Here is a 22,128-nt window from a genome sequence, read left to right as displayed (position 1 = left end):
GCGACGCCTCAGCGCCGGGCCGCCGGATCGGCGAACACGCTGACGAAGGGGCCGGGCGCGCGGTGCGGCAGCCGCCGGGACGCCCGCAGCTTCTGCTCGGCATAGCGGCCGGTGCGGCTGTGCCAGTACGCGTTTCCCGCCATGTGATGGCGCAGCCGGTCGATATGCGCGAGCGTCGCGCTCCGCACCGGCCCGGACAGTCGGTAATCGGCGAAGAACCCCGGAATCTGTTCACGCGCAATGAATTCGAATTGCCGCAAACGCTCGTTGGCGAGATCGACGACGATATCGGCGGCGCGCTCCCGGGAACAGCCCAGGAACGATTGGGTGAGATACACCAGATTGTGCAGCTCGCCGTCGAATTCGATCTCCTTCTGATAGGAGTAGAGGTCGTTGATCAGGGCCGCGTAATCGTGGGCCGAATTCTCCAGCTGCCGAATGATACCGGCGTCGGCGAGATCGGAAACCCCGGCAACGGGCGGCGAGTCGGGCGCGGACGGGGTGTCCAGCGCGCGGAACAGCGGGCCGCCCGAGGTCAGCCGCCGCAGCTCCAGATAGTCGACCGGATCGGGCAGGCGTCGCCGGGTTTCGTTCTCCAGCACCACCTCCCAGCCCTCGATCAGCTCGATCAGCGCCGCCCGCAACCGATCCCGCGCGGGGCCGTCGAGACCGGGTGCGGTGTCGTGCCACAGCCGGGACAGGCCGAGCTCGAGCGGGATGCCGGGCGGCGGTGGGGCATCGGCGAGCTGAAGTGGCAAGCGCCGCAACTGGTCTCGCCCGGAGACCGGCTCGGCACGGAAGACCCGCGTGGCCAGATCGTCGGCGTAGGTCCCCCAGGCGGTCCAGCGGGTGCGCGAGATCAGCTCGGCCGCACCGGCCCCGGGACCGACCATGGCCATGAGCGCGGCGAAGTCGGTGTCGGCCACCGATTCGGCCGTCCAGCCCACCACCGGATCCAGCAGGCCCACGGCCGCGACCCAATCGCCCACATCGGCGCGCGCGGCCTCCAGGTGCGGATTCACCGCGACGGTGGCGGGCACGACGAGCCCGCGCACCGGCAGCGGCCCGGGCGTCCGGGGCGGTGGCACATGCTGATTCAGCTGCACGCGCAGTCCGGGCGCGAGCCGCGCGGAGGCGCTGCCCAGCCCGCTGGGACCGCGGTTGATCCCGCCGTTCATGTACCGGCTCGACCGCAGATGCCACTCGTGCCCGCCGGTCTGCCAATCCTGCAGACCCTGCGCGTAGCGCGCCACGGCCAGCTGCTCGGCGGGCGTGGCCGCGCGCTCGGCGAACAGCTGCGGCACCTCGACCAACGTGGTGTCCTCGAATTGCTTGAGGCGCGAAGTGAGCACGTCATTGGTGAGCTCGGCCGCGGCCTGGGTGGGCAGGCCCAGGAACCGTTCCAGCACCAGCACCAGGTTCGCGTTCTCGCCCTCGACGCGGACCTCTCGTTCATAGGAGAACAGATCGTTGCGCAGATGCACGGCGTCGGAGAAGGTTTCGCACAGCACCCGCAGCGGGCGCTCGGACGCGAACCGGTCGGGTACCTCGGCGCCGCAGGCGAATTCCACCAGGGCCGCGGACCAGGGCGCACCGCCCACCCGGCGGCGCATCTCGAGATACTCGATCGGGTTGGACACCCGGTCGCGCGCGATATTGTCCAGCTCCCAGAGGGATTCGACCATCAGGTTGTGGGTGCTGACGCGCATGCGCCGCCGCCAGTCCGCCGACATGACCGGAATGGTGCGGGCCCAGCAGTCGGCCAGTCCCGCCTCCGACGGCGTCGCGGGTTCCGGTGCGGGACAACCCGGTTCGCCCATGAACAGTTCCAGCCGCCGCAGGTATTCGGTGGCCTCGGCGCGATTGCGGGTGGTCTTGTACTGGGCGAGGAACCAGTCGTCGAAGTAGAAGACCCAGATGTACCACTCGGTCAGCAGCGCCAAAACCTCGGCGTCGCAGTCGGGATGGGTGTAGGCGCACAGCAGCGCGTAGTCCATCCGCTCCAATTTCTCGGCGTCCCAGATGGGTTTGCCGTCGACCCCGCGCTCACCGAGCATGCCCATCCGTAGCGCCCACGCGGCGGCCTGCGCGCGGGCGTACTCGTGATGGGGATTGAGGCGGGCCGGAAAGGGAGTATAGAAATCGGGCAGGGTGAAGGGCTTCAATGCGTGGGCCTTCTTGCTGGGCGCCGGGTGGATGGAGCGCGGCAGAACTCTCACTGCGACAACGTGATCAGCGTCACAACCATGGTAGAGGCCCGTTGCCGTCTCGCCAACACCCCGCAATCGCACCGGACCGACCAGTACCAGCCGGACCAGTCATCCCGGCCGCCGTCGAGATAGCCTGGGCGCTGCCACATCCACACCCGCCCGCCCCACCAGGAGGATCGTCCATGTCGAATCCCGCCGCCGACCGCGCCCCGATTCTGCGGCGCCTGGGCGATCGTGGCCGGGTCCGCGTGATCGTCGCCGGGGGCGGCACGGGCGGGCACACCTATCCGGCCGTGGCGGCGGTGCGCGCGCTGCGCGACCTGGCCGCGGAGGCGGGCGCGCAGGCCGAGGTGCTGTGGGTCGGCGTCCCCGACAGCCTGGAACAGCGGGTGGCCGCGGAGAACGACATCGACTTCAACGGCATCAAGGCCGGAAAGCTACGGCGCGACCGCAATCCGCTCAAAATGCTCAACAAGGACAATGCTCGCGATGCCCTGCGGGTGCCGGTCAGCGTCGTCACCGCCCAGGGCGTGGTCGGGAAGTTCCGGCCGGACGCCGTGCTGTGCACCGGCGGCTACGTCTGCGCCCCGATCGGCATGGCCGCCGCGCTGCGCCGCCGCCCGCTGGTGATCCACGAGCAGACCACCGGCATCGGCAAGGCCAACCTGCTGCTGGCCCGCATGGCCGACCGCATCGCGCTCAGCTCCGAGGCCTCGATCGACATGCTGCCCGCCAAGGTGCGGGGCCGGGCGCTGGTCACCGGCAACCCGATTCGGCCCGCGCTCACCACCGGCGACGCGACCGCCGCCGTCAAGGCCCTCGACTGGGACGGCTACACCCCCGGCCTGCCGACCGTGTACATCACCGGCGGCGCGCAGGGCGCGGTGCAGATCAACGACCTGATCGCCGGGCTGCTGCCCGAACTCCTCAACTCCGCCAACGTGATTCACCAGTGCGGCCGCCTGTCCTACGAGAAGGTCCGCGACCTCGCCGCCACCCTCCCCGAGGAGGTGCGCGGCCGCTACCTGGTCCGTGAATTCATCGGCCCTGAGCTTCCCGACGTGCTGGCGTTGACCGATGTCGTCGTATCCCGCTCCGGCGCAGGCACTCTCGCCGAGCTCACCACCCTGGGCAAGCCCTCGGTCTTGATCCCCTACCCGCATTCGGTCGGCGGCGAGCAGATCCGCAACGCTCGAATCCTGGCCGACCACAATGCCGCCCGCGCCCTGGTCGGCGAGGATGCCACGGTCGCCAACCTGCGCACCGCCCTCACCGAGCTGCTCACCGAATCCGATTCCCGCGCAGCCGTTTCCGCGGCCGCGAAGGCTCTGGGCCACCCACTGGCGGCCGAACACCTGGCGCTCACCGTGCTGGACCTCGCGACCCGCTGACCGGATCCGCCGCGACGGCTACGCGCCGATGATGAGGCAGGCGCTCGTCGCAGTGGCCAGCAGCGTCCCGTCCGCGTCACGCAGATCCGCCTCGGCGAAGGCGACGCGCCTACCCGGCTTGGTGACCCAGCCGTGCGCGAGGATCTCCCCGGTGTGCGCGTGGATGGGCCGCAGGTAACTCACCTTGATCTCGATCGAGGTGTAGCCCACCCCGGCCGCCAGCGTGGTGTGCACGGCACACCCCGCCGCCGAGTCCAGCAGCGTGCACGCGACGCCGCCGTGCACCATCCCAATCGGGTTGTACAGGGATTCGTCTGGGCTGCAGGTGAATACGACGTCACCCGGCCCGGCGCTGATCGGGCGCATGTTCATCAGCCCCGCGATCGGCGCGCCCGGGATCTCCCCGCTCGCCATGGCCGTGAGGTATTCCAGGCCCGTCTTGCCGGGCGCCGCCTCGAGTCCGACCTTGGGGTCGTACCACTGCACGGTCTTGCTGCGCGCTTCTCCCCAACCGGCGGGGGCATCGAAGGTCGTCATATCCAGGACCCTAACACTCTGAGTTCACAATGCGAACCTAGGTAGAATCACAGCATGGCACGGAACTGTTCGGTGGCCGCCACCCTGGAATTGATCGGCGAGCAATGGTCGCTGCTGGCCCTGCGCGAGGTGTTCCTCGGCGTGCGCCGCTTCGACGCCATTCAGGAGGCCACCGGCGCACCGCGCGCGGTGCTGGTGCGCAGGCTGCGTGGGCTGGTCGAGGCCGGGATCCTGGAGCGCCGCGACTATCGCGAACCCGGTGCGCGCACGCGGCAGGAGTATCGGCTCACCGCGGCGGGGCGGGAACTACAGCCGGTGCTGACCGCGCTCATGCAGTGGGGCGACAAGCACCTGGCCGGGCCGGAGGGTCCGCCGCTGGCGGTCACGCACACCGACTGCGGGGCTCCGGTCCGCGCGACGCTGTGCTGCGCCGAGGGGCATCACCTGGAGGACACCGGCCGCGAACTCACCGCGATCCCGCGATAGGGCCGTAGACACGGGCCGAACGCAAAGCTCGCTTGCCACATTACCTTTCATAAGAGGTGCCTTAGAGGTGATCTTTCAGACCGGCGAAAGCCGCAAATAGCGAGTAGGGTCTGTGGTGTCAGCAAGTTCTCGGCTATTCCGAGAGATTGGAGATGCCATGCAAATCCAGGTCTTCGCCGACAAGCATGTCGGTGGCGGCGCGATCGCCCAGGAAGCAACTGACTCCATCGCTTCGATTCTGGATCGATTCGCGGATCATCTCACCCGGGTAGAAGCCCACATCACCGATGTGAACGGCCACAAGGGTGGATCCGAAGACAAGAAGTGTTCCCTCGAGGCGCGGCCGAAGGGCCAGCCACCGGTAGCGGTCACACACCGGGCGGGAACCGCCGAGGATGCTTACCTCGGAGCCGCAGAAAGCATGGCGCACTTGCTGGACAGCAAGTTCGGCCGACTCCACCACGCCAAGGGCGGCGAAACCATCCGCCACCTCGTGGCAGACTGAAAGATCAAGTGACACTACGGAAGTAGCCCGAGGCGGCGTGCTCGCACGACCGCCTCGTGGCGATTATGGGCGCCGAGTTTCGTCATGGCGCTGCGCAGGTAGCTCTTCACCGTTTCCGCGCCCACCGAAAGCCGCTGTGCGGCTTCGGAATTGGTACAACCCAGCGCGACATGCGCGAGCACATCCAATTCGCGGGGTGCGAGCGTCACCGCATCGTCGGGGGCGGCGACGCCCGACACCAGGCGCGCGAGTTTCTCGGTTACGTCCCGCAGGCGCGAGCGCGCCGCGGGCTCCGACACTGCCTGGGTGATGCCCCGCAATTCCGCGTGCAGGTCCCGAAGCTGTTCGGTGACAACCGTATTGGCGCTCGTCAATGCCTGCTGGGCGAAGGACAGCCGCAGCCGCCGATCCACCTCGTCGCGGATCGCGAGCTCGGTGCTGAGCCGCCGCCCGGCCTGCACCATCTCGTCGGCGATGCGGTCGCCGATCACCCCTGAATCCCGATTGGCCACGTAGATCACCGCGCGCGCCTCACCCTTCACCACCACCGGCACCGCCACCACCGCGCGCAGCCCCTCGCCGAGCACCGGCCCGTCGTAGTGGTGAGTGATGGTCGAGGCCGAGCGGTAGTCGGCCACCGAGCGCGGCTTGCCCGTCGCCACCGCGGAACCGCCCAAACCGGAACTCGGCGCGACCGCGAGCCCGCGCATGCTGTTGGTGCGGGTGCCCACGAACTCGCTCAGCACCAGCGTGCCCGCGTGCACCTCACCCCCGAACACGACCGGCAGCTTGGACAGGGCGGCGAGTCCGCGCAGCTCAGCGCGCAGCGCGTCACCGTCACTCGGGCGCAGCAGCCCGTCTGTGGCCGGGATCATCGGTCAGCCCCTTTCGGGGGTAGTCGGGGTTGGGTGTGACGTAGATCCTACTGGTGTGAGCGAGAGCACGGGCCGACACGAGGCGACGGGACACCCCGCCGAAGCCTCGCGGAGCTATACCTTCGGGGTCTGGGACGCGCCGCTGCTGGGCGACACCATCGGCGCGAATCTGGATCGGACCACCGCCGCGCATCCGGATCGCGAGGCGCTGATCGACTACACCACCGGCATCCGCTGGACCTATCGCGAGTTCACCGCCGAGGTGGACGCGCTGGCGCTGGGTCTGCTGGCCGCCGGGATCGGCAAGGGCGATCGGGTGGGCATCTGGGCCCCGAACTGCCCGCAGTGGACGCTGACCCAGTACGCCACCGCCAAGATCGGCGCGATCCTGGTCAATATCAATCCGGCATATCGGGCGCACGAGTTGCGATATGTGCTGCGGCAGGCCGGAATTCGGCTACTGGTGGCCGCGCCGGCGTTCAAGACCTCCGATTACGCGGCCATGATCACCGAGGTGCGGCCGGACTGCCCGGAGCTCGAGCAGGTGGTGCTGCTCGACAGCACCGACTGGCGGGACCTGTTCGTCACCGGCCGGGCGGCCGATCCGGATCTGCTGGCGGCGGCCGGTTCGGCGCTGTCCACGGACGACCCGATCAATATCCAATACACCTCGGGCACAACCGGTTTCCCCAAGGGCGCGACGCTCAGCCATCACAATATCCTCAACAACGGCTACTTCGTCGGCGAGCTGTGCGGCTACACCGAACAGGACCGCATCTGCATCCCGGTCCCCTTCTATCACTGCTTCGGCATGGTGATGGGCAACCTGGCCGCCACCAGCCACGGGGCCGCCATGATCATTCCGGCCCCGTCGTTCGATCCGCGCGCCACCCTGGACGCCGTTGCGGCGGAACGCTGTACGTCGCTCTACGGGGTGCCGACCATGTTCATCGCCGAACTGGCCGATCCGGAATTCCACACCTACGACCTGTCCTCGTTGCGCACCGGCATCATGGCCGGATCGCCGTGCCCGGTGGAGGTGATGAAGCAGGTCATCGAGCGCATGGGCATGCGTGAGGTGAGCATCTGCTACGGGATGACCGAGACCTCGCCGGTGTCGACGCAGACCCGCCGCGACGATTCACTGACCCAGCGCACCGCCACCGTGGGCCGGGCCGGACCGCATATAGAAATCAAGATTGTCGACCCCGTCACCGGGGTAACCCTCCCGCGTGGACGAGCCGGTGAACTGTGCACCCGTGGCTATTCCGTCATGCTCGGTTACTGGGGTGAGCCGGAGAAGACCGCCGAGGCGATAGACGCCGCCCGCTGGATGCACACCGGCGATCTGGCCACCATGGACGCCGACGGCTATGTCGCCATCACCGGCCGCATCAAGGACATGGTGATTCGCGGCGGGGAGAACATCTACCCGCGCGAGATCGAGGAATTCCTCTACACCCATCCCGACATCCTCGACGCCCAGGTGATCGGCGTGCCCGACGCCAAGTACGGCGAGGAGCTGATGGCCTGGATCCGAATGCGCGCGGGCGCAACGCCTTTGACGGCCGAGAGCCTGCGCGAGTACTGCACCGGCAAGCTGGCCCACTACAAGATTCCCCGCTATGTGCACCTCGTCGAGGAGTTCCCGATGACGGTGACCGGCAAGATCCGCAAGGTCGAGATGCGCGAGATCGGCGCGCGAATGCTCGGCCTGACCGAGGAGAACGCATGACCAACACCGAGGTGTACCGCGCGGCCCGCGACGGGCTGCTATCCGTCGCGACGGATTACGACGCCGCCGTGCGCGAGTTCGAGTGGCCCCGGCTGACCGGCGAATTCAACTGGGCCACCGACTGGTTCGACGCGATCGCCCGGAACAACGACCGGCCCGCGCTGTGGATCGTGGAGGAGAACGGTTCGGAGCAGCGGATCACGTTCTCCGACATGGCCGCCCGCTCGGACCGGGTGGCCACCTGGCTGGCCGGGTTGGGCGTCGGCAAGGGCGACCGGGTAATGCTCATGCTCGGCAATCAGGTCGAGCTGTGGGAGGCCATGCTGGCGGTGGCCAAGCTGGGCGCGGTCATCATGCCGACCACCGGGGCGCTGGGCCCGGCGGATCTCACCGACCGGATCGAGCGCGGCGCAGCGCGTTTCGTCATCGCCAATCACGCCGACACCGGCAAGTTCGACGAGGTGCCCGGCGACTACACCCGCATCGTGGTGGGTGAGCCGGTGCCGGGCTGGCACGACTACGCCGAGGCCTCGACGGTCGAGTCGGCCGGTCCCTTCCGGGCCGTCACCGAGGTCACCGATCCCCTGCTGGTCTATTTCACCTCCGGCACCACCAGCAAGCCGAAGATGGTGCAGCACTCCCAGATCAGTTACCCGGTCGGTCATTTGAGCACCATGTACTGGATCGGCGTCCGCCCGGGCGATGTGCATCTGGCCATCAGCGCGCCCGGCTGGGCCAAGCACGCGTGGAGCTGTTTCTTCACGCCGTGGCTGGCCGAGGCGACCATCTTCGTCTACAACTACGCGCGTTTCGACGCCGCCGCGCTGCTGGATCAGCTGCGCCGCGCCGAGGTGAACACGTTCTGCGCGCCACCGACGGTGTGGCGCATGCTGATTCAGGCCGATCTAGGTGAGCGACCGATTGGTCTGCGTGAAATCCTCGGCGCGGGTGAGCCGTTGAACCCGGACGTCATTGCCCAGGTGGAGAAGGCGTGGGGTCTGACCATCCGCGACGGCTTCGGCCAGACCGAAACCACACTGCAGGTGGGCAATACGCCCGGCCAGCCGCTCAAGCCCGGTTCCATGGGCCGCCCCGCGCCCGGCGTGCCGGTGGTGCTGGTGGATCCGATCACCGGCGCGCTCACCGACGAGGGCGAGATCTGCCTGGATCTGGGCGCGACGCCGGTCAATCTGATGACCGGCTATCTCGGCGATCCGGAGCGCAATGCCGCGGTCATGGACGGCGGCTACTACCACACCGGCGATGTGGCGAGCCGGGATTCGGACGGCTACATCACCTATATCGGTCGCACCGACGACGTTTTCAAATCCTCCGACTACAAGGTCTCGCCCTTCGAGTTGGAGAGCGTGCTCATCGAGCATCCGGCCGTGGTCGAGGCCGCCGTGGTGCCCCAGCCGGACGACACGCGGCTCGCGGTGCCCAAGGCGTACGTCGCGCTCGCGGCAGGATGGGAACCGAACGGTGAAACCGCCCGCGCCATCCTCGAATACGCCCGCGATCACCTGGCTCCCTATCTCCGAGTTCGCCGTCTGGAATTCACCGAGCTACCGAAAACCATCTCCGGCAAGATCCGTCGCGTCGACCTGCGCCGCCGAGAGGAGCAGGCGCACGCGGCCGGCGAAACCATTTCCACCGAGTACCGCTACGAGGACGTACTGAGCGACACCAACCGCTGAATCCGCACCGCCCCAAGGCCCTACGACAGATCGGAGCTCCCATGCCCCAGTTCGTGTCCAACGCCCACACCGTGGAAACCGCCACCGCCTACGTCATCGCCGCCCTGGAGGCCACGGGCGCCGCCTCGCACGAGGATTTCGACGTATCCGGCATCGTGACCACCACGCACGGCCTCACGCAGACATGGGATTTCCAGGAGATCGACAGCCGCCGCTTCTGGGGCATAGCGGCAACCTTCCTGCGCGCCTGACACGCCGCGCGACTCGCAGCAAAACTCCGAGGCGCGCAGCCACGGACCGGGGTGTCGAGCCGGATGGCTCACAGTTCGGCGAATTCCCGGTTTCCGGCCGGGAATTCCCCGCACCATTGGCTCATGCACACCTCCGACTCCGTGCTGCTGCCACGTTTCGTGCTGGCGCGCGCCGTCGCGGCGGGCCTGGACCCGGTCCGGCTGGCGCGCGCGGCCGGGATCCCGGGGTGGTTACTGGGCGACGGCGATGCCCGGGTGTCCAGCGACTACTTCCCGCGCCTGTGGGAGCTGCTCGAATACGAATTGGACGATCCGGAAGTCACCCTGCGCGCCACCGGCAGCTACCGGTTGGGTGAATTCGGGCTGATCGACTATCTGATCTCGACGGCCGACACCGTCGGCGCGGGCTTCGGCGTGCTGGGTCCCTACGTGGGCGCGGTTTCCACCAATTTCCGGATCGAGCCGGGCGAGCAGACCGAAACCGAGTCGACCTTCGACATCTATCTGGTCAACGCCGAGGGCCGTGGACGCGACCTGGCCGTGCAGATGGCACTGGTCACCCTGATCTCGCGCATGCGGCAGCTGACCGGGCAGCCCATCGACCCGGTCGCAATCGAGCTGCGCGAGCGCGCGCCGCGGCGGCTTGACGCCTTCACCGATCATTTCGGCACGGCGCGACTGGATTTCGGGGCCCCGATCGATCGCATCACCTACCGCAATGCCGATTTCGAGCTCCCGCAGATCACCGCCGACCCCCTGCTCGCCGCCGTGCTCCGCCGACGCGCGGCCGATATGCCACCCCCGCCGCCGCGCACCACCGAATGGCCCGACCGCGTGGCGGCGGTGCTGACCGAGGTACTCGACGACACCGGCCCGCTGCTGGATCAGGTGGCCCGCCGCCTCTACACCAGCCCGCGCACCCTGCAGCGCCGCCTGGCCGAATCCGGCACCACCTGGCGGTTCGAGGTCGATCGCGCCCGCAAAAGGCATGTGGAAGACCACGACTCCCGGCGAGTCTCGAAACTATGACCACCTCGGACAGCGTGCTGCTGGCCCGGTTCGTGCTGGTGCGGGCGCGGGCGGTGGGGTTGGATGCGGCCGGATTGGCGCGGGCGGCCGGTATCGGGACCGGCACACTGGACGGGGTGTCGGGAAGCGTTCCGGGGCAGTGTTATCCGCGGTTGTGGGAGTTGTTCGAGCAGCGGGTTGAGCAGCCGCAGGTGGGATTGCGAGCGGCCGAACGGTATGGAATGGGGGAATTGGGGTTGATGGACTATTTGGTGGCCACTGCGCCGACCGTGGGCGAAGGGTTCCGCGCCGCAGCGGAATTCGGCTCACGGCTGACCACCACCCGAAGAATGGACGTGGTGGCCGACACCGACCGGCACCTGACCGTCGCGACGGCCACCGACGCCGAGGGGCGCGGCGCGGAACTGGCCGCCCAGGCCAGCTTCGCGTTTCTGATCTCGCGTACCCGCCTCGCCACGAAAGCCCCGATCACGCCGGCCGCGGTCACCTTCCGGCAGCGCCCGCCGCACCGACATACGGCGTTCACCGAGTTCTTCGGCACCACCGCGATCGAATTCGGAGCCGACGCCGACACTCTCACCTTGCATCGCGCCGACCGCGACCGCCCGCAGCACAGCGCCGATCCCGCCCTGGCCGCGGTGCTGCGCCGAGGCGCGGCCGTCGCAGCCCTGGCCACACCCCCGGCACGTGCCTGGGTGGATCTGCTTGCCGCGGAGTTCGATTCGCTACAGCCCGATCGAAGGTCCACGGACGCCGCATCACTCGGCCCCGCGAAACCGGGAACCGCGGCGATCGAGGCCCTTGCGCTCGAGGCCGTGACCCTGGACGACATGGCCGAGCGGCTCGGGGTCAGCGCCCGGACGCTGCAGCGGCGGCTGGCCGCGGCGGGCACCAGCTGGAGCCGGGAACTGGCGAGCGCTCGCGGTCGGGCCACGGGGTAATGGGTGCTCGTGACTAATCGATCCGATTGCCACGACAGCATTCTCATGGCCCGCTTCGCGCTGGAGCGGGCGGCCCGCGCCGGACTGGATCCCGACCGGATCGCGCGGCTGGCGGGCGTTCCCGCCTGGCGGGAGGGGGGCGAGGGCACCCGGGTGGCGCCGCGCTACTGCCTGCGCGTGTGGGAGCTGCTGGAGCTGGAGACCGGCGATCCCGATATCGCGCTGCGGGTTTCGGAGGAGAGCACCACCGGCGAGTTCGGGCTGCTGGAGTACCTGTTCCTGTCGGCCGACACCCTGGGCGCGGCGCTGGACGCGTGCGTGCGCCACAGCGGCAGTCTCACAACGAGTTACAGCTTCCGAATCGCGGAGCGCACCGAACACGAGGTCTGCTACGAGATCGTGTCGGCGGTCGACGACTGCCGGGGCCGAGAGCTGTTGGTACAGGCCAGCTTCGCCCTGCTCGTCGGCCGGGGCCGCGCGGCCACACGGTATCCCGTGGTGCCGTCCCGGGTGAGCCTGCGCCAGGCGGCGCCGACCGGGCTCGACGCCTTCACCGAGCTGTTCGGCACCCACGCAATCGATTTCGGGAGCGGCGCCGACACCCTCACCCTGCGGACGACCGACCTCGCGTTGCCCATGAAGTCCGCCGACCCCGAACTGACCGCGGTCCTGCTGTCCTACGCGGCCACCCTCCCCGCCACACCCGAGTTCGGGGTGACCTGGCTGGATCAGCTCGGCGATGCCCTCGACGCCGCCCTCGCGGACGGCGTGGCGACCCTCGAAGTGGTAGCGCGGCGGCTGCTGACCTCACCAAGATCATTGCAACGCCGCCTGGCCGAGGCCGGAACCACCTGGCGCCGCGAGGTGGACCGCGCGCGGCGGCGCAGATTGCAACGGGCCGAACACCTTCCACGCGCCCAGCAGGCGGAATTCCTCGGATATGCCGATCCGGCCAGCCTGCGACGGGCCGTGAACCGCTGGCGCGAGCACCCGGAATCCTAGAAAACCGACCCCGCCCGCACGCCGAAATCGCACCTACCGTACGGTATTCCGGCAACCACACAGCTAGGTTGGCGTGTCCCCGGCCGGTTTGGCGTCTTCGGAACTCCCCTGCGGCGTGACCGGAAACAAGACTGGTCGGATACGCCATGACGCGCCAGCCGCGAGGCTCGCCACGGCGTTGAGGATGTGTGGTCGCGGCCGACGCTGTCCACGGCCACGCATCCACCGCACCATCCCACCGGACCGGTTAATCGATTGGAGCTTCCTCGTGGCCCACACCGCAGAAACCGCCACCGCGTACGTCGTCACCGCCGTGGAGGCCAAGGGCACCGCCACCCGGCACGACTTCGACATCCCGGCGATCGTCAGCGCCACCCACAGCCTCACCGAGAGCTGGGATTTCCATACCGTGGACCGGAACATGTTCTGGAACATCGTCGCGACCTTCCTGGAGCACTGATCCGGCGAGATTTGACCTCATGATCATCGCGGTGCAAGCTGGGTAGGTCAGCACCTCGCTAGGCGAGGCTCCTGCACGAACACAGGCCACTGATCCGACGACGTCGAGAGACGCCCAGGCTCAGGACAGGTTTCCCCGGATTAAGGGGTTACCCCAGGTGGCTTCCCGGTCGACGGGATACGTCGTGTAGTGCCGAAGCTCTGACGAGAGGGGTGCCCCACCTGCCGTATCGGCACGTCCGGCCCCCGCTGCGATGGACCAGCGATACCGACGCCCGCGCGCGTCCCGGCCATGAGGCGGTGAGAGAAGACATGAAATCCGGCGACAGTCCGTATCCGAGTCCGGGTCGACCAGTAGTCCCTTCCCTCTCCCGCCGCGATCAGCCCTGAGCGCTGCGCCTTCGGCATGCCCGAAAGCTCTTGCGGCGGAATGACTTCCGCAAAGGAGCGCCATCATGGCCGCCATCACCCTCACCCCCCGTGCCGTTTCGCTGCCGGCGACGCTGAGCGCGATCGCCCACCGCCTGCACATCCGTGCCCGGCTCACCGATCAGGAGCGTCACAACATGGCCGCCGCCCGCTCGCGCGTCGCGGTGTACACCGCGTCGCTGGGCGGGCACCCCTTCCACAGCTGAATGCCGCTCGATATCGAATTCAGCCTGCGAAATTCATCGAATATTGACTTTCGATATCGAACTCGATACGTTGTCCCCGCACCTCGATAGGCGAGGCTCCTGTACGAACACAGGCCACTGATCTGACGACGTCGAGAGACGCCCAAGGTTAGGACAGATTTCTCCGGATCAAGGGGTAATCCAAAGTGGCTTTCCCTTAGCGGAACACGTCGTACAGTGCCAAAACTCTGACGAGAGGGGTGCCGTTCCTCCCGGTTGCGGCCGGGACAACCGCCCCGCGTGCGTCGATCACCGAAATGACGGTTGCGCATATTGCGCCGCCGTTATTTCGCGCGGAATTTCGCCGAACAATTCCGAGATTTCGCATCAGTCCGATGCCGTCCGCACAAATGTGCGCGACGGAATTCAATGCTGCCCCGATACCCCTGCGGGCAGCCATTGCACGAGGGGAACACCCGATGAGGATCCGCAAGCTCATGATGGCCGCGGCCACCGCCGCCACCACCGTGCTCACCGTCCAGGCCACCGCGTACGCCGCTGCGCCCGCGCCGAACACCACCACGCTCGTCGACGCACCCGCGCTGCACGTCGACGCGAAGATCGTCGGACAGGCCGTCGAACTGCACACCGGCCTGGGCACGATGCGCGTCGCCGATCGGCACCTGCAGATCGTCGACCCGAAAGGCGTTGTGGTCGGCGCGATTCCGCTGACTCTGGTCAAGGGCGATACGGCCTACCCCGTCGACGCGCACATCGACGGCAATGACGCCACCTTGACACCGGCCACCGACCGCACCCGGCTACTGACCGACGACGAGCGCCGGCTGCTCGTACCGGCGGCCGCGGCCATCGCGGGCAGCGACAGCCCCGAAGACCGGATGAACGACGCCATGGCCAATGCGAATACCGAACTGGGCCTGGCCGTCTCGGTCGGCACCCTGCTCGGCGCCATCATCGGCGGCCCGCTCGGCTGTGTATTCGCGGGAGCCCTGGGCACTTTCATCGCCACACCCGGTATCGGAACGGTGGCCGGTTGCCTGCTCGGCGCGGTCGCGGGGGCCGGTATCGGCGTCGTCGCCTTCAACCTGCTGATCGGTGTGCCCGCGCTCATCGCCTCGGGCATCCACGCATACAACGTCATGACCGCGCCGCCCGCCGAGGACAACCGATGACCGCCGAACTCGTAATCCCGAACAGCCCCAAGACATCTCCCGATGTCGTGCGGCCGCGCTCCGGGCTGCGCACCGCCGATTACGCACTGCTGGCCGGTGCGGTGGTGCTGACCTTGCTGGTGGTCAAGCTCTTTCGCGACATCTCGGTGCCTTGGGTGCCGGGCGACAGCCCCGACGCCGTCTCCACCGATCTGTCGAACCTGCCCTACTACGCGGCCCGCACCACGCTGCGCATGTTCCTGGGCCTGGGCCTGTCCATGGTCTACACCCTGATCGTCGGTCAGCTCGCGGCCCGGTCGCGGCGGGTGGAGAAGATCTTCATCCCGATGACCGACATCCTGCAGTCGGTGCCGGTGCTGGCGCTGGTGTCGATCACGGTGACCGCGTTCATCGGCCTGTTCCCCGGTTCCATGCTGGGCGCGGAGGCGGCGTGCGTGTTCGCCATCTTCACCGCGCAGGCCTGGAACATGGCCTTCGCCTACTACCAGGCGCTGCGCAATATCCCGCGCGAACTCGACGAGGCCGGGCGCATGATGCGCCTGACCCGCTGGCAGCGGCTGCGCCACGTGGAGATTCCGGCGGCCACCATTCCGCTGGTGTGGAACGGCATGATGAGCTTCGGCGGCGCCTGGTTCATGCTGGCCTCCTCCGAGATCATCAGCGTCTCGGGCCGCGATCAGGCCCTGCCCGGCATGGGCAGCTTCATCGCCGCAGCCACCTCCGACGCCGCGGTGGGCAAGCTGATGGCGGGCGCGGGCGTGATGGTGCTGTGCATCGTCGCGGTCAATGTGCTGTTCTGGCGGCCGTTGACCGCGTGGGCCGAGCGGTTCCGGGTGGAGCAGACCGAGGCCGCGGTCGCCCCGCGCAGCCTGGTGCTGGATCTGATCCGGCGCAGCACGATTCCCGCGCGGATCGGGGCGCGACTGCGGCCGGTCGGCGAGGGCATCGACCGCGCCATGCGGGTGTTCGGGCGCAGCACCCGCTCCGCGTGGGACGAGGGGCGCGGCAGCCTGGCCGGGGACGTGCTGTTCTTCGGGCTGGTGTTCGCCGGAATGGCCTGGGGCGCCTGGGCATTGGCGACCTATCTCGAAAGGACCGTCGGCTTCGCCGAATTCGGGCCCGCCACCGCCATGGGCCTGGTCAGTCTCAGCCGTGTGGTGGTGCTGCTGATCGTGTCCACCGTCGTGTGGGTGCCGATCGGCGTCTGGATCGGCATGAATCCGCGCATCTGCCGGTTCGCGCAACCGGTGGTGCAGGTCATGGCCAGCTTCCCGGCGCAGTTCCTCTACATCTTCGTGATCGCTGGGCTCACCTACACCGGCATCTCGCTGAACTTCGGCGGCACCGTCCTGATGGCGCTGGGTGCGCAGTGGTACGTGCTGTTCAACGTGATCGCGGCCGCCGGGCAGATCCCCACCGATCTGCGCGAGGCCATGGACGATCTGGGCGTGCACGGCAGGGAGCGGTGGAAGTCGCTGATCCTGCCCGCCATCGCACCCGGCTACGTGGTCGGCGCGATCACCGCGTTCGGCGGTGCGTGGAACGCCACGCTGGTCGGCGAGGTGGTCGACTCCGGCAATACGCATCTCGAGGCATTCGGCCTGGGCGCGTACATCACCAATGCCACCGCCAATGACGAGTTCGCGAAGGTGCTGCTCGGCACCCTGGTCATGAGCATCGTCACCGTCGCCATCAACCGGCTGCTGTGGCGGCGGCTGCAACGCAAGGCCGAGCAGCGATTCGCCTTGAACTGAAACATCTTTCGAAAGGAGAGCTGTCATGTCCCTTGAAATGAAGACAGCCGCCCCCGTCATCACCGTCGACAAAGTCACCAAGAACTTCACCAACCCTTCCGGCGAGCAGTTGCCCGTGCTCTCGGACGTCTGCTTGGAACTGCGCGAGGGCGAAATCGTCGCGCTGCTCGGCAAATCCGGCTCCGGCAAGTCCACGCTGCTGCGCATCATCGCCGGGCTGGTGCAGCCCTCGGCGGGCACCGCGCGGCTGCGCGAGACGGAGATCACCGCGCCGAATGCCAGCACCGCCATGGTGTTCCAGACCTTCGCGCTGCTGCCGTGGCTGACCGTGCGCCAGAATGTCGAACTCGGGCTGCGCGCCCAGGGTGTCGCGGCCTACGAGCGCGGCGAGCGGGTGACCGACGCCATCGACATGATCGGGCTCGACGGCTTCGAGAACGCCTATCCCAAGGAGCTTTCCGGCGGCATGCGCCAGCGGGTGGGCTTCGCCCGCGCCCTGGTGGTGCGGCCGGAGGTGCTGCTCATGGACGAGCCGTTCTCGGCGCTGGACGTGCTCACCGCGGAGAACCTGCGCGGCGAGCTCATGCGGCTGTGGGCCGAGACCGCCTTCCCCACCAAGACCATGCTGATGGTCACCCACAATATCGAGGAGGCGGTGCTGCTCGCGGATCGAATCCTGGTGCTGGACAACAATCCCGGGCGCATCAAGGGCGAGATCCGGGTGGGGTTGACCCAGCCCCGGGATCCGCGCAGCCCGGCCTTCCAGGCCCTGGTTGATCAGGCCTACCGGCTGTTCACCGACGGCGGATTCGACGGCGACCGCGCACGCATCGCGCCGACCCCGACCACCCGCCCGCTGCCCGACGCCGGCGTGGACGGCATCGGCGGCATGCTGGATCTGGTGGCGGAGCAGGGCGGCCGCGCCGATCTGCCCGATCTGGCGGCCGGATTGCGGTTCGAGGTCGACGATCTGATGCCGCTGGTGGATGCCGCGACCCTGCTCGGCCTGGCCACCACCGCGGACGGCGATATCGAGCTCACCGTGGACGGGACCATGTTCGCCCAGGCCGATATCGACAGTGCCAAAATGATTTTCGCGCGACTGGCCCGCGCCAAGGCGCCACTGGTCGCGACCATCGATCACGCCCTGGGCACGGCGCAGAACCATCGCATGCGCGACGGCTTCTTCCTCGATCTGCTGCGCCGCGGCTTCACCGAGGAGTCCGCGCAACAGCAGCTGCGCATCGCCATCGACTGGGGCCGCTACGGCGAGCTCTACGAATACGACGCCGACGAGCACCTGCTGGTCCGGGATCAGGCGGCCTGACGATGGGTGCGGCCGCCTGAGCAGGACTCAATTCGTCCGGGCCCGTGGGACTTCCGCGATTATGCGGTAGCGGCGGCCCCGGACGAGTTCGGGGCGGTAGCGCACGGCCGGATCGGCCATGATGGGCCGGTCGTTCCGGCTGTCCACCGTCATGATCGCGCTGGTGACCAGCATGGTGTTCTTCATTCTCCCGGCCTCATTCTCCCAGGTGTTCGATCGGCCCGAACTGCTGCTCGTAGTTGCTCATGCTGTCGTTCAGGGTCTGCATCAGGCGAAAGACCATGGACGGCGGGAACTTCACCCTGGTCACCACCTGAACCGGTTGCCGCACAACGGGTCTGCCGCTGTCGTCGACGCCGGGATCGGTGGGTAGGTGTACGACGAAGTCGAGGGTGAAGTCGGTGCGGTTGTACCAGCAGGTGAAGCCGTTGGCGTAGACCCCGGCACTCCAGGCCTCCGGCACGATCACCTCGACGTTCACCGGTGGTGTCGCATCCGTCACGAGTACACCTCCCCACCGGGTGATCTCACCTACTGACGCGGCGAGAACTGCCGGGACTGCTGCCGGAATTGCTGAAGCTGCAGCTCCTGCTGACTTGCTCGATCCTGCGCGCGGGTGGCCTGATCATCGGCCTGCTGCGCCAACTGGTTGGCCTGATCGGCCTGATCCTGCGCGTTCTGCGCCTTCTGCTGCGACTGCGTGGCCTCGTTCTGGGCCTGCTGAGCCTGGTTCTGTGCCTGCTGAGCCTGGCTCTGCGCGCGGTCCGCGTCGTTCTGAGCCTGCTGCGCCTGGTTCTGGGCCTGGTTGGCCTGCTGCCGGGCCTGCTGGGCCTGCTGCGTGGCCTGATTGGCCTCGCTCTGAGCCATATTCGCCTGATGCTGGACTTGGCGCGACTGCTGCTGTGCCTGCCGGGCCAGGCTCTGCGCCTGTTGCGCGTACTGCCGTGCGCTCTGCGCTTCCTGCCGGGCCTCGTCGACTCGCATCTGGAACACGTCGATATCCCGCTGGCTCACGGTGCCCTCACGCGTTGCTTCTGCGGTTTCCTGTGCCATTTCGACTCCAATACATCCGCTGGGGGATGTCTACTTCGGGGGATGTCCACTTCACCGATGGAGTGTGACGTGACAATCCTCTGCCCCTTGGGAATTGGCCGCAATGCGCCCGGAACATGTTCGAAACGTGGAACCGGCGCGTAGCTAGGTTTCGAAAAACGGTATGGCACAGGGCTTTATCGAATGATCTTCGGTGTGCACATGATCGGCAAACCATGTCAAGGGGTGGTACGCCGGGCGCGGGCACGGCGCTTGCCCTCGTGCATGGCCTGCACCCGCGCGACCGGGATCGTGTGCCCCTCCTCCACCAAATCCGCTGGGAGTTCCTGAGGTTCGGGCATGGCCTCGGCCCACGGGTCACGATCACCGAGCAGTTTGGCGGCGGTGCGGATGGTGAAGTCGCGCGGATCGACGCTCGGCAGGTCGGACCAGGCAACCGGGAAGGAGACGGTCGCGCCCGGGCGGATACGTGGGCTGTATACGGACACCACCGTCGCGCCGCCGGCCCGGGTCGAATCCAGGAAAACCTTGCCGCCCCGGTCTTCTCGAATGAACGCGGTGGTGGCGAGCGCCGGGTCGAGGCGTTCGGCGCGCGCCGCGATGGCGCGGGTGGCGGCCGCCGCATCCTCGAGATCGATGCCGGGGCGCACCGGCACAAAGATGTGCACACCCTTGGAGCCACTGGTTTTCACCGCCCCCGCCAACCCGTCGGCGTCCAGCGCCTGCCGGATGAGCTCTGCGGCCGCCACAACCTGACTGAAGGACGCGTCCGGCGCGGGGTCGATATCGAGCACGAGATGCGTTGGGCTGCCGGAATAATCGACCAGCCCCTCGGCGAGCAGCAAGGTCACGTGATACTCCACGGCCCGCTGATTGCCGAACCACAGCAGCGTGCGCACATCGTCGCACAGCGCGTAGGAGATCTCGCGTTTCGAACTGCCCGCCCACAGCGTCGCCCGCTTGATCCAGTCCGGGGTGTACTTGGGCAGATTCTTCTGCATGAAGGGCTCCTGGCCCGGCCGGACCCGCACCACCGACAGCGGACGGTCCCGTAGCGAGGGCACCATGCGCTCGCCGACCGCCTCCAGATAGTCGATCAGATCGCCCTTGGTCGCCTCGGCCCCGTCGAACAGGGGGCTGTCGAGACTGGAGAACTTCAGCCCGGCCCGCACATCGTCACCCATCGCCCCACCATGCGTCCCGATCGGGGCGCCGTCAATGACCGGTCGCATCGCGTCGCGTCGCCGGGTGACTCGCCGTCGTGAAATTTCCGCCAAAGACATTGCGGCGGCGGACAATCGAGACTCGAATACGAAGGGGATCGAAATGACGGTGCAACTGGACGACGTCGCTCGCCGCTGGCTGAGCGAACCGCGATTCTGGGTGATGGGCACGCTCAACGGGGACGGCTATCCGCAGCTGAGCCCGATGTGGGTCGGGCTCGAGGTGATCGACGGGGTCGAGCGGATCGTCGTCGACACCTCGGCGGGGCGGGTCAAGGAGGAGAACCTGCGCCGCGATCCGCGGCTGTCGCTGTGCTGCATGGACGAGGAGAACCGCTACGACCGCATGGAGATTCGCGGGCGCGCGATCGGCTTCGTGGCGGGGCGGGAAGCCGTGGAGTGCATGGACCGGCTGGCGCGGAAGTACCTCGGCACCGAGACCTTCCCCTGGCTGGTGGACGGGGAGACCCGGGTCATGGTGGTGATCGAGCCCGATCACATTCACCGCACCGTCGGGGTCGAGCCGTTCCGGCGTTCCGTGGCGCTGGGCTGAGCCACGATTTCATATCAAGATCAGGGCCGGGCGCGCGGAATGCTGCGATAACACGTTACAGTCCGCGCGTGAAATACCTTGTGGGATGCGCCTTGGCCCTGTCGTTCGCGACAGGTTCGCCGGTAGCGCAAGCGGATTCCGCACCGACCTGTACCGATACCCCGAACTCCTACACCGCGGGCTGGCAGACCGGCTGGGCCGCCTACCAGGTCGCGGACAAGAGTCCGTCCTCCGGGGCGACCACGCGCACGGTCGATCTGCCGATCACCATCAACGCGCCGCTGGCCAAGGTGTGGACGGTGTACTCGAACCTGCGCAACGACATCGGGCGGCATCCGTTCCTGAAGGACATCATCACGCATCGGACCTGCGACGACGGGACCATGCAGACGATCGATTTCACGGCGCTGGAGAACGTTCCTATGGGGTCGGTGGACTACCCGGCCAAGACGCAGGCCGAGCAACGGCTGTTCCCGGCCCAGCACTATTACCTGACCGACAGCTATGACAACCCCGATGTCATCACGCATCAGAAGATCACGTTCACCGACAACGGGAACGGGACCACGACGGTGAACGAGCACATCACCTTCACCGCGAACCCGCTGTTGATCGGGTTCACCGCGGACAACGGGGCGTCATCACATCGGGCCTATCAGGCGGCGCTGAAGCGCGACATCGAAAACGGCACGCTCTGAACGGTTTCTACTGACACGACCCGGTCGCCGCGCGGGCCCATACCTCGTCCCAATCGGCCGGAGACAGGTAGAAGGGTCGCTGTATCGCGGCTCGCATTCCGTTGAGGCCGCCGGGAAACCCGTCGAGCCGATTCAGGATCCCTTGGCAGCTGCCGCGGATCATCGCCTCGTGTGTGTCGGTCGGCGGTGGCGGCTTCTCCGTGGTGCTGGGCTTCTCCGGTTCGGGCTCGGGCGGTTTCGCGGTTGTCGGAGTGTTCGACGTGGTCGGCGGTGGCTCGGTGGTGGTCTCCGGCGGCGGCACGGCCTGCGGCGACGGATCCCCGCCGAGGGCCGGACCCGGGGCGACGGTCGGCGACGGGCTCGAAGTCACCGAAACCGTTGTGGTGGTCCCGATCGCCGCGGTGGTGTCGTCACTACCGGCGGCCAGGATGACCGCCGCGGTTGCGCCACCGGCCATTACGACGACAACGGCGAGAACGGCCGCCCAGATCGGGCCCGTACGCGAAGCGGTCCGCCGCTGCTGCGACGGCTGCGCCGGAACTCGATGGGCGAACCCCGGCCCGGTCGCGGCGAGCAGCGCCCCGCGCGCAGCCAC

At 67.8% G+C, this 22,128-nt stretch carries 23 protein-coding genes, 2 pseudogenes and 2 riboswitches; of the genes and pseudogenes, 16 read left to right on the top strand and 9 right to left on the bottom strand.

Features of this window, described 5'->3' with window-relative positions; genetic code table 11:
- Positions 1-8: 8 nt before the first annotated feature.
- Entirely contained in the window at positions 9-2,219 is a 2,211-nt protein-coding gene (locus ON43_RS41600; protein WP_083914406.1) for a terpene synthase family protein, read from the bottom strand.
- Between the two features lie 173 nt (positions 2,220-2,392).
- Here ON43_RS41600 and ON43_RS41595 point away from each other — a divergent pair, with 173 nt between their 5' ends.
- Positions 2,393-3,601 (top strand): UDP-N-acetylglucosamine--N-acetylmuramyl-(pentapeptide) pyrophosphoryl-undecaprenol N-acetylglucosamine transferase, encoded by a 1,209-nt coding sequence (locus ON43_RS41595; RefSeq protein ID WP_083914403.1) that lies wholly within the window; start codon positions 2,393-2,395, stop codon positions 3,599-3,601.
- 18 nt (positions 3,602-3,619) lie between these two features.
- Here ON43_RS41595 and ON43_RS41590 read toward each other — a convergent pair whose 3' ends face one another.
- Entirely contained in the window at positions 3,620-4,138 is a 519-nt protein-coding gene (locus ON43_RS41590) for a PaaI family thioesterase (protein ID WP_040816606.1), read from the bottom strand.
- A gap of 54 nt (positions 4,139-4,192) precedes the next feature.
- Between ON43_RS41590 and ON43_RS41585 the strand changes: the two genes are divergently transcribed.
- On the top strand, positions 4,193-4,624 hold the full coding sequence (locus ON43_RS41585) for a winged helix-turn-helix transcriptional regulator (protein WP_040816605.1): 432 nt from the start codon (positions 4,193-4,195) through the stop codon (positions 4,622-4,624).
- Positions 4,625-4,781: 157 nt separating this feature from the next.
- A complete protein-coding gene (locus ON43_RS41580; protein ID WP_040816603.1) occupies positions 4,782-5,129 on the top strand; it encodes a hypothetical protein in 348 nt (115 codons plus the stop codon).
- Between the two features lie 14 nt (positions 5,130-5,143).
- Here ON43_RS41580 and ON43_RS41575 read toward each other — a convergent pair whose 3' ends face one another.
- A complete protein-coding gene (locus ON43_RS41575; RefSeq protein ID WP_040816602.1) occupies positions 5,144-6,004 on the bottom strand; it encodes a helix-turn-helix transcriptional regulator in 861 nt (286 codons plus the stop codon).
- A 55-nt stretch (positions 6,005-6,059) separates the two neighbouring features.
- Between ON43_RS41575 and ON43_RS41570 the strand changes: the two genes are divergently transcribed.
- The 8 genes from ON43_RS41570 to ON43_RS41535 all read left to right on the top strand — a co-directional run bounded on the left by ON43_RS41570 (position 6,060) and on the right by ON43_RS41535 (position 13,753).
- Positions 6,060-7,739 carry an AMP-binding protein gene (locus ON43_RS41570; protein ID WP_051180235.1) on the top strand — a complete coding sequence of 560 codons (1,680 nt, stop codon included), beginning with the start codon at positions 6,060-6,062 and terminating at the stop codon, positions 7,737-7,739.
- Positions 7,736-9,436: an AMP-binding protein gene (locus ON43_RS41565; protein WP_040816601.1), complete on the top strand. Its 1,701-nt coding sequence runs from the start codon at positions 7,736-7,738 to the stop codon at positions 9,434-9,436. The genes ON43_RS41570 and ON43_RS41565 overlap by 4 nt, the downstream gene beginning before the upstream one ends.
- Before the next feature lie 41 nt (positions 9,437-9,477).
- A complete protein-coding gene (locus ON43_RS41560) occupies positions 9,478-9,687 on the top strand; it encodes a hypothetical protein (protein ID WP_040816600.1) in 210 nt (69 codons plus the stop codon).
- Between the two features lie 123 nt (positions 9,688-9,810).
- Positions 9,811-10,716: an AraC family transcriptional regulator ligand-binding domain-containing protein gene (locus ON43_RS41555; RefSeq protein WP_063712735.1), complete on the top strand. Its 906-nt coding sequence runs from the start codon at positions 9,811-9,813 to the stop codon at positions 10,714-10,716.
- Complete coding sequence (locus ON43_RS41550) at positions 10,713-11,657, top strand: AraC family transcriptional regulator ligand-binding domain-containing protein (protein WP_040816598.1); 945 nt, start codon at positions 10,713-10,715, stop codon at positions 11,655-11,657. The genes ON43_RS41555 and ON43_RS41550 overlap by 4 nt, the downstream gene beginning before the upstream one ends.
- 9 nt (positions 11,658-11,666) lie before the next feature.
- On the top strand, positions 11,667-12,659 hold the full coding sequence (locus ON43_RS41545) for an AraC family transcriptional regulator ligand-binding domain-containing protein (protein ID WP_157514454.1): 993 nt from the start codon (positions 11,667-11,669) through the stop codon (positions 12,657-12,659).
- Positions 12,660-12,927: 268 nt separating this feature from the next.
- A complete protein-coding gene (locus ON43_RS41540) occupies positions 12,928-13,119 on the top strand; it encodes a hypothetical protein (protein WP_040816594.1) in 192 nt (63 codons plus the stop codon).
- A 47-nt stretch (positions 13,120-13,166) separates the two neighbouring features.
- Positions 13,167-13,338, top strand: a riboswitch (M-box (ykoK) riboswitch).
- 235 nt (positions 13,339-13,573) lie between these two features.
- Positions 13,574-13,753 carry a hypothetical protein gene (locus ON43_RS41535; RefSeq protein WP_040816592.1) on the top strand — a complete coding sequence of 60 codons (180 nt, stop codon included), beginning with the start codon at positions 13,574-13,576 and terminating at the stop codon, positions 13,751-13,753.
- A 75-nt stretch (positions 13,754-13,828) separates the two neighbouring features.
- A riboswitch (M-box (ykoK) riboswitch) is annotated at positions 13,829-13,999 on the top strand.
- A 46-nt stretch (positions 14,000-14,045) separates the two neighbouring features.
- Here the strand turns inward: ON43_RS41535 and ON43_RS47305 are convergent.
- Positions 14,046-14,120: pseudogene (locus tag ON43_RS47305) on the bottom strand (hypothetical protein); the annotation flags it as partial.
- Between the two features lie 91 nt (positions 14,121-14,211).
- On the opposite strand from ON43_RS47305, the gene ON43_RS41530 reads away from it, so the two are divergent.
- Genes ON43_RS41530 through ON43_RS41520 form a run of 3 tightly spaced genes read left to right on the top strand, consistent with a single transcriptional unit; the run spans position 14,212 to position 18,006 of the window.
- Positions 14,212-14,925, top strand: coding sequence for a DUF8020 domain-containing protein (locus tag ON43_RS41530; RefSeq protein ID WP_040816590.1), 714 nt, complete (start codon positions 14,212-14,214; stop codon positions 14,923-14,925).
- The gene (locus ON43_RS41525; RefSeq protein WP_051180232.1) at positions 14,922-16,679 is read left to right on the top strand and encodes an ABC transporter permease; all 1,758 of its coding nucleotides are present in this window, start codon (positions 14,922-14,924) and stop codon (positions 16,677-16,679) included. The genes ON43_RS41530 and ON43_RS41525 overlap by 4 nt, the downstream gene beginning before the upstream one ends.
- A 25-nt stretch (positions 16,680-16,704) precedes the next feature.
- Positions 16,705-18,006 (top strand): ABC transporter ATP-binding protein, encoded by a 1,302-nt coding sequence (locus tag ON43_RS41520; protein ID WP_040816588.1) that lies wholly within the window; start codon positions 16,705-16,707, stop codon positions 18,004-18,006.
- 27 nt (positions 18,007-18,033) lie between these two features.
- Here ON43_RS41520 and ON43_RS45415 read toward each other — a convergent pair whose 3' ends face one another.
- From ON43_RS45415 to ON43_RS41505, 4 genes are all read right to left on the bottom strand, one after another.
- The gene (locus ON43_RS45415; protein ID WP_157514452.1) at positions 18,034-18,192 is read right to left on the bottom strand and encodes a hypothetical protein; all 159 of its coding nucleotides are present in this window, start codon (positions 18,190-18,192) and stop codon (positions 18,034-18,036) included.
- A 10-nt stretch (positions 18,193-18,202) separates the two neighbouring features.
- Entirely contained in the window at positions 18,203-18,508 is a 306-nt protein-coding gene (locus ON43_RS41515; protein WP_157514451.1) for a DUF3467 domain-containing protein, read from the bottom strand.
- Between the two features lie 29 nt (positions 18,509-18,537).
- Complete coding sequence (locus ON43_RS41510; RefSeq protein WP_051180230.1) at positions 18,538-19,059, bottom strand: hypothetical protein; 522 nt, start codon at positions 19,057-19,059, stop codon at positions 18,538-18,540.
- Positions 19,060-19,277: 218 nt separating this feature from the next.
- Positions 19,278-20,243 carry a DNA polymerase domain-containing protein gene (locus ON43_RS41505; RefSeq protein ID WP_040816585.1) on the bottom strand — a complete coding sequence of 322 codons (966 nt, stop codon included), beginning with the start codon at positions 20,241-20,243 and terminating at the stop codon, positions 19,278-19,280.
- Between the two features lie 142 nt (positions 20,244-20,385).
- Here ON43_RS41505 and ON43_RS41500 point away from each other — a divergent pair, with 142 nt between their 5' ends.
- Positions 20,386-20,835, top strand: coding sequence for a TIGR03618 family F420-dependent PPOX class oxidoreductase (locus ON43_RS41500; RefSeq protein ID WP_040816584.1), 450 nt, complete (start codon positions 20,386-20,388; stop codon positions 20,833-20,835).
- A 68-nt stretch (positions 20,836-20,903) separates the two neighbouring features.
- A complete protein-coding gene (locus ON43_RS41495; protein ID WP_157514450.1) occupies positions 20,904-21,533 on the top strand; it encodes an SRPBCC family protein in 630 nt (209 codons plus the stop codon).
- Positions 21,534-21,540: 7 nt separating this feature from the next.
- Here the strand turns inward: ON43_RS41495 and ON43_RS41490 are convergent.
- Positions 21,541-22,128, bottom strand: a pseudogene (locus tag ON43_RS41490) (hypothetical protein); the annotation flags it as partial.

The sequence above is a fragment of the Nocardia concava NBRC 100430 genome (assembly GCF_000308815.1).
In the GTDB taxonomy this organism is placed as follows: Bacteria; Actinomycetota; Actinomycetes; order Mycobacteriales; family Mycobacteriaceae; genus Nocardia; species Nocardia concava.
Note: the sequence above shows the minus strand (reverse complement) of the source record. Positions and strands in the feature narration are given on the sequence as shown.

Bases quoted from the DNA above. Each gene is read 5' to 3' on its own strand.
- ON43_RS41595 (WP_083914403.1), top strand. From the start codon at position 2,393: ATGTCGAATCCCGCCGCCGACCGCGCCCCGATTCTGCGGCGCCTGGGC.
- ON43_RS41590 (WP_040816606.1), bottom strand. From the start codon at position 4,138: ATGACGACCTTCGATGCCCCCGCCGGTTGGGGAGAAGCGCGCAGCAAG.
- ON43_RS41585 (WP_040816605.1), top strand. From the start codon at position 4,193: ATGGCACGGAACTGTTCGGTGGCCGCCACCCTGGAATTGATCGGCGAG.
- ON43_RS41580 (WP_040816603.1), top strand. From the start codon at position 4,782: ATGCAAATCCAGGTCTTCGCCGACAAGCATGTCGGTGGCGGCGCGATC.
- ON43_RS41575 (WP_040816602.1), bottom strand. From the start codon at position 6,004: ATGATCCCGGCCACAGACGGGCTGCTGCGCCCGAGTGACGGTGACGCG.
- ON43_RS41565 (WP_040816601.1), top strand. From the start codon at position 7,736: ATGACCAACACCGAGGTGTACCGCGCGGCCCGCGACGGGCTGCTATCC.
- ON43_RS41560 (WP_040816600.1), top strand. From the start codon at position 9,478: ATGCCCCAGTTCGTGTCCAACGCCCACACCGTGGAAACCGCCACCGCC.
- ON43_RS41555 (WP_063712735.1), top strand. From the start codon at position 9,811: ATGCACACCTCCGACTCCGTGCTGCTGCCACGTTTCGTGCTGGCGCGC.
- ON43_RS41550 (WP_040816598.1), top strand. From the start codon at position 10,713: ATGACCACCTCGGACAGCGTGCTGCTGGCCCGGTTCGTGCTGGTGCGG.
- ON43_RS41535 (WP_040816592.1), top strand. From the start codon at position 13,574: ATGGCCGCCATCACCCTCACCCCCCGTGCCGTTTCGCTGCCGGCGACG.
- ON43_RS41530 (WP_040816590.1), top strand. From the start codon at position 14,212: ATGAGGATCCGCAAGCTCATGATGGCCGCGGCCACCGCCGCCACCACC.
- ON43_RS41525 (WP_051180232.1), top strand. From the start codon at position 14,922: ATGACCGCCGAACTCGTAATCCCGAACAGCCCCAAGACATCTCCCGAT.
- ON43_RS41520 (WP_040816588.1), top strand. From the start codon at position 16,705: ATGTCCCTTGAAATGAAGACAGCCGCCCCCGTCATCACCGTCGACAAA.
- ON43_RS45415 (WP_157514452.1), bottom strand. From the start codon at position 18,192: ATGAAGAACACCATGCTGGTCACCAGCGCGATCATGACGGTGGACAGC.
- ON43_RS41510 (WP_051180230.1), bottom strand. From the start codon at position 19,059: ATGGCACAGGAAACCGCAGAAGCAACGCGTGAGGGCACCGTGAGCCAG.
- ON43_RS41505 (WP_040816585.1), bottom strand. From the start codon at position 20,243: ATGGGTGACGATGTGCGGGCCGGGCTGAAGTTCTCCAGTCTCGACAGC.
- ON43_RS41500 (WP_040816584.1), top strand. From the start codon at position 20,386: ATGACGGTGCAACTGGACGACGTCGCTCGCCGCTGGCTGAGCGAACCG.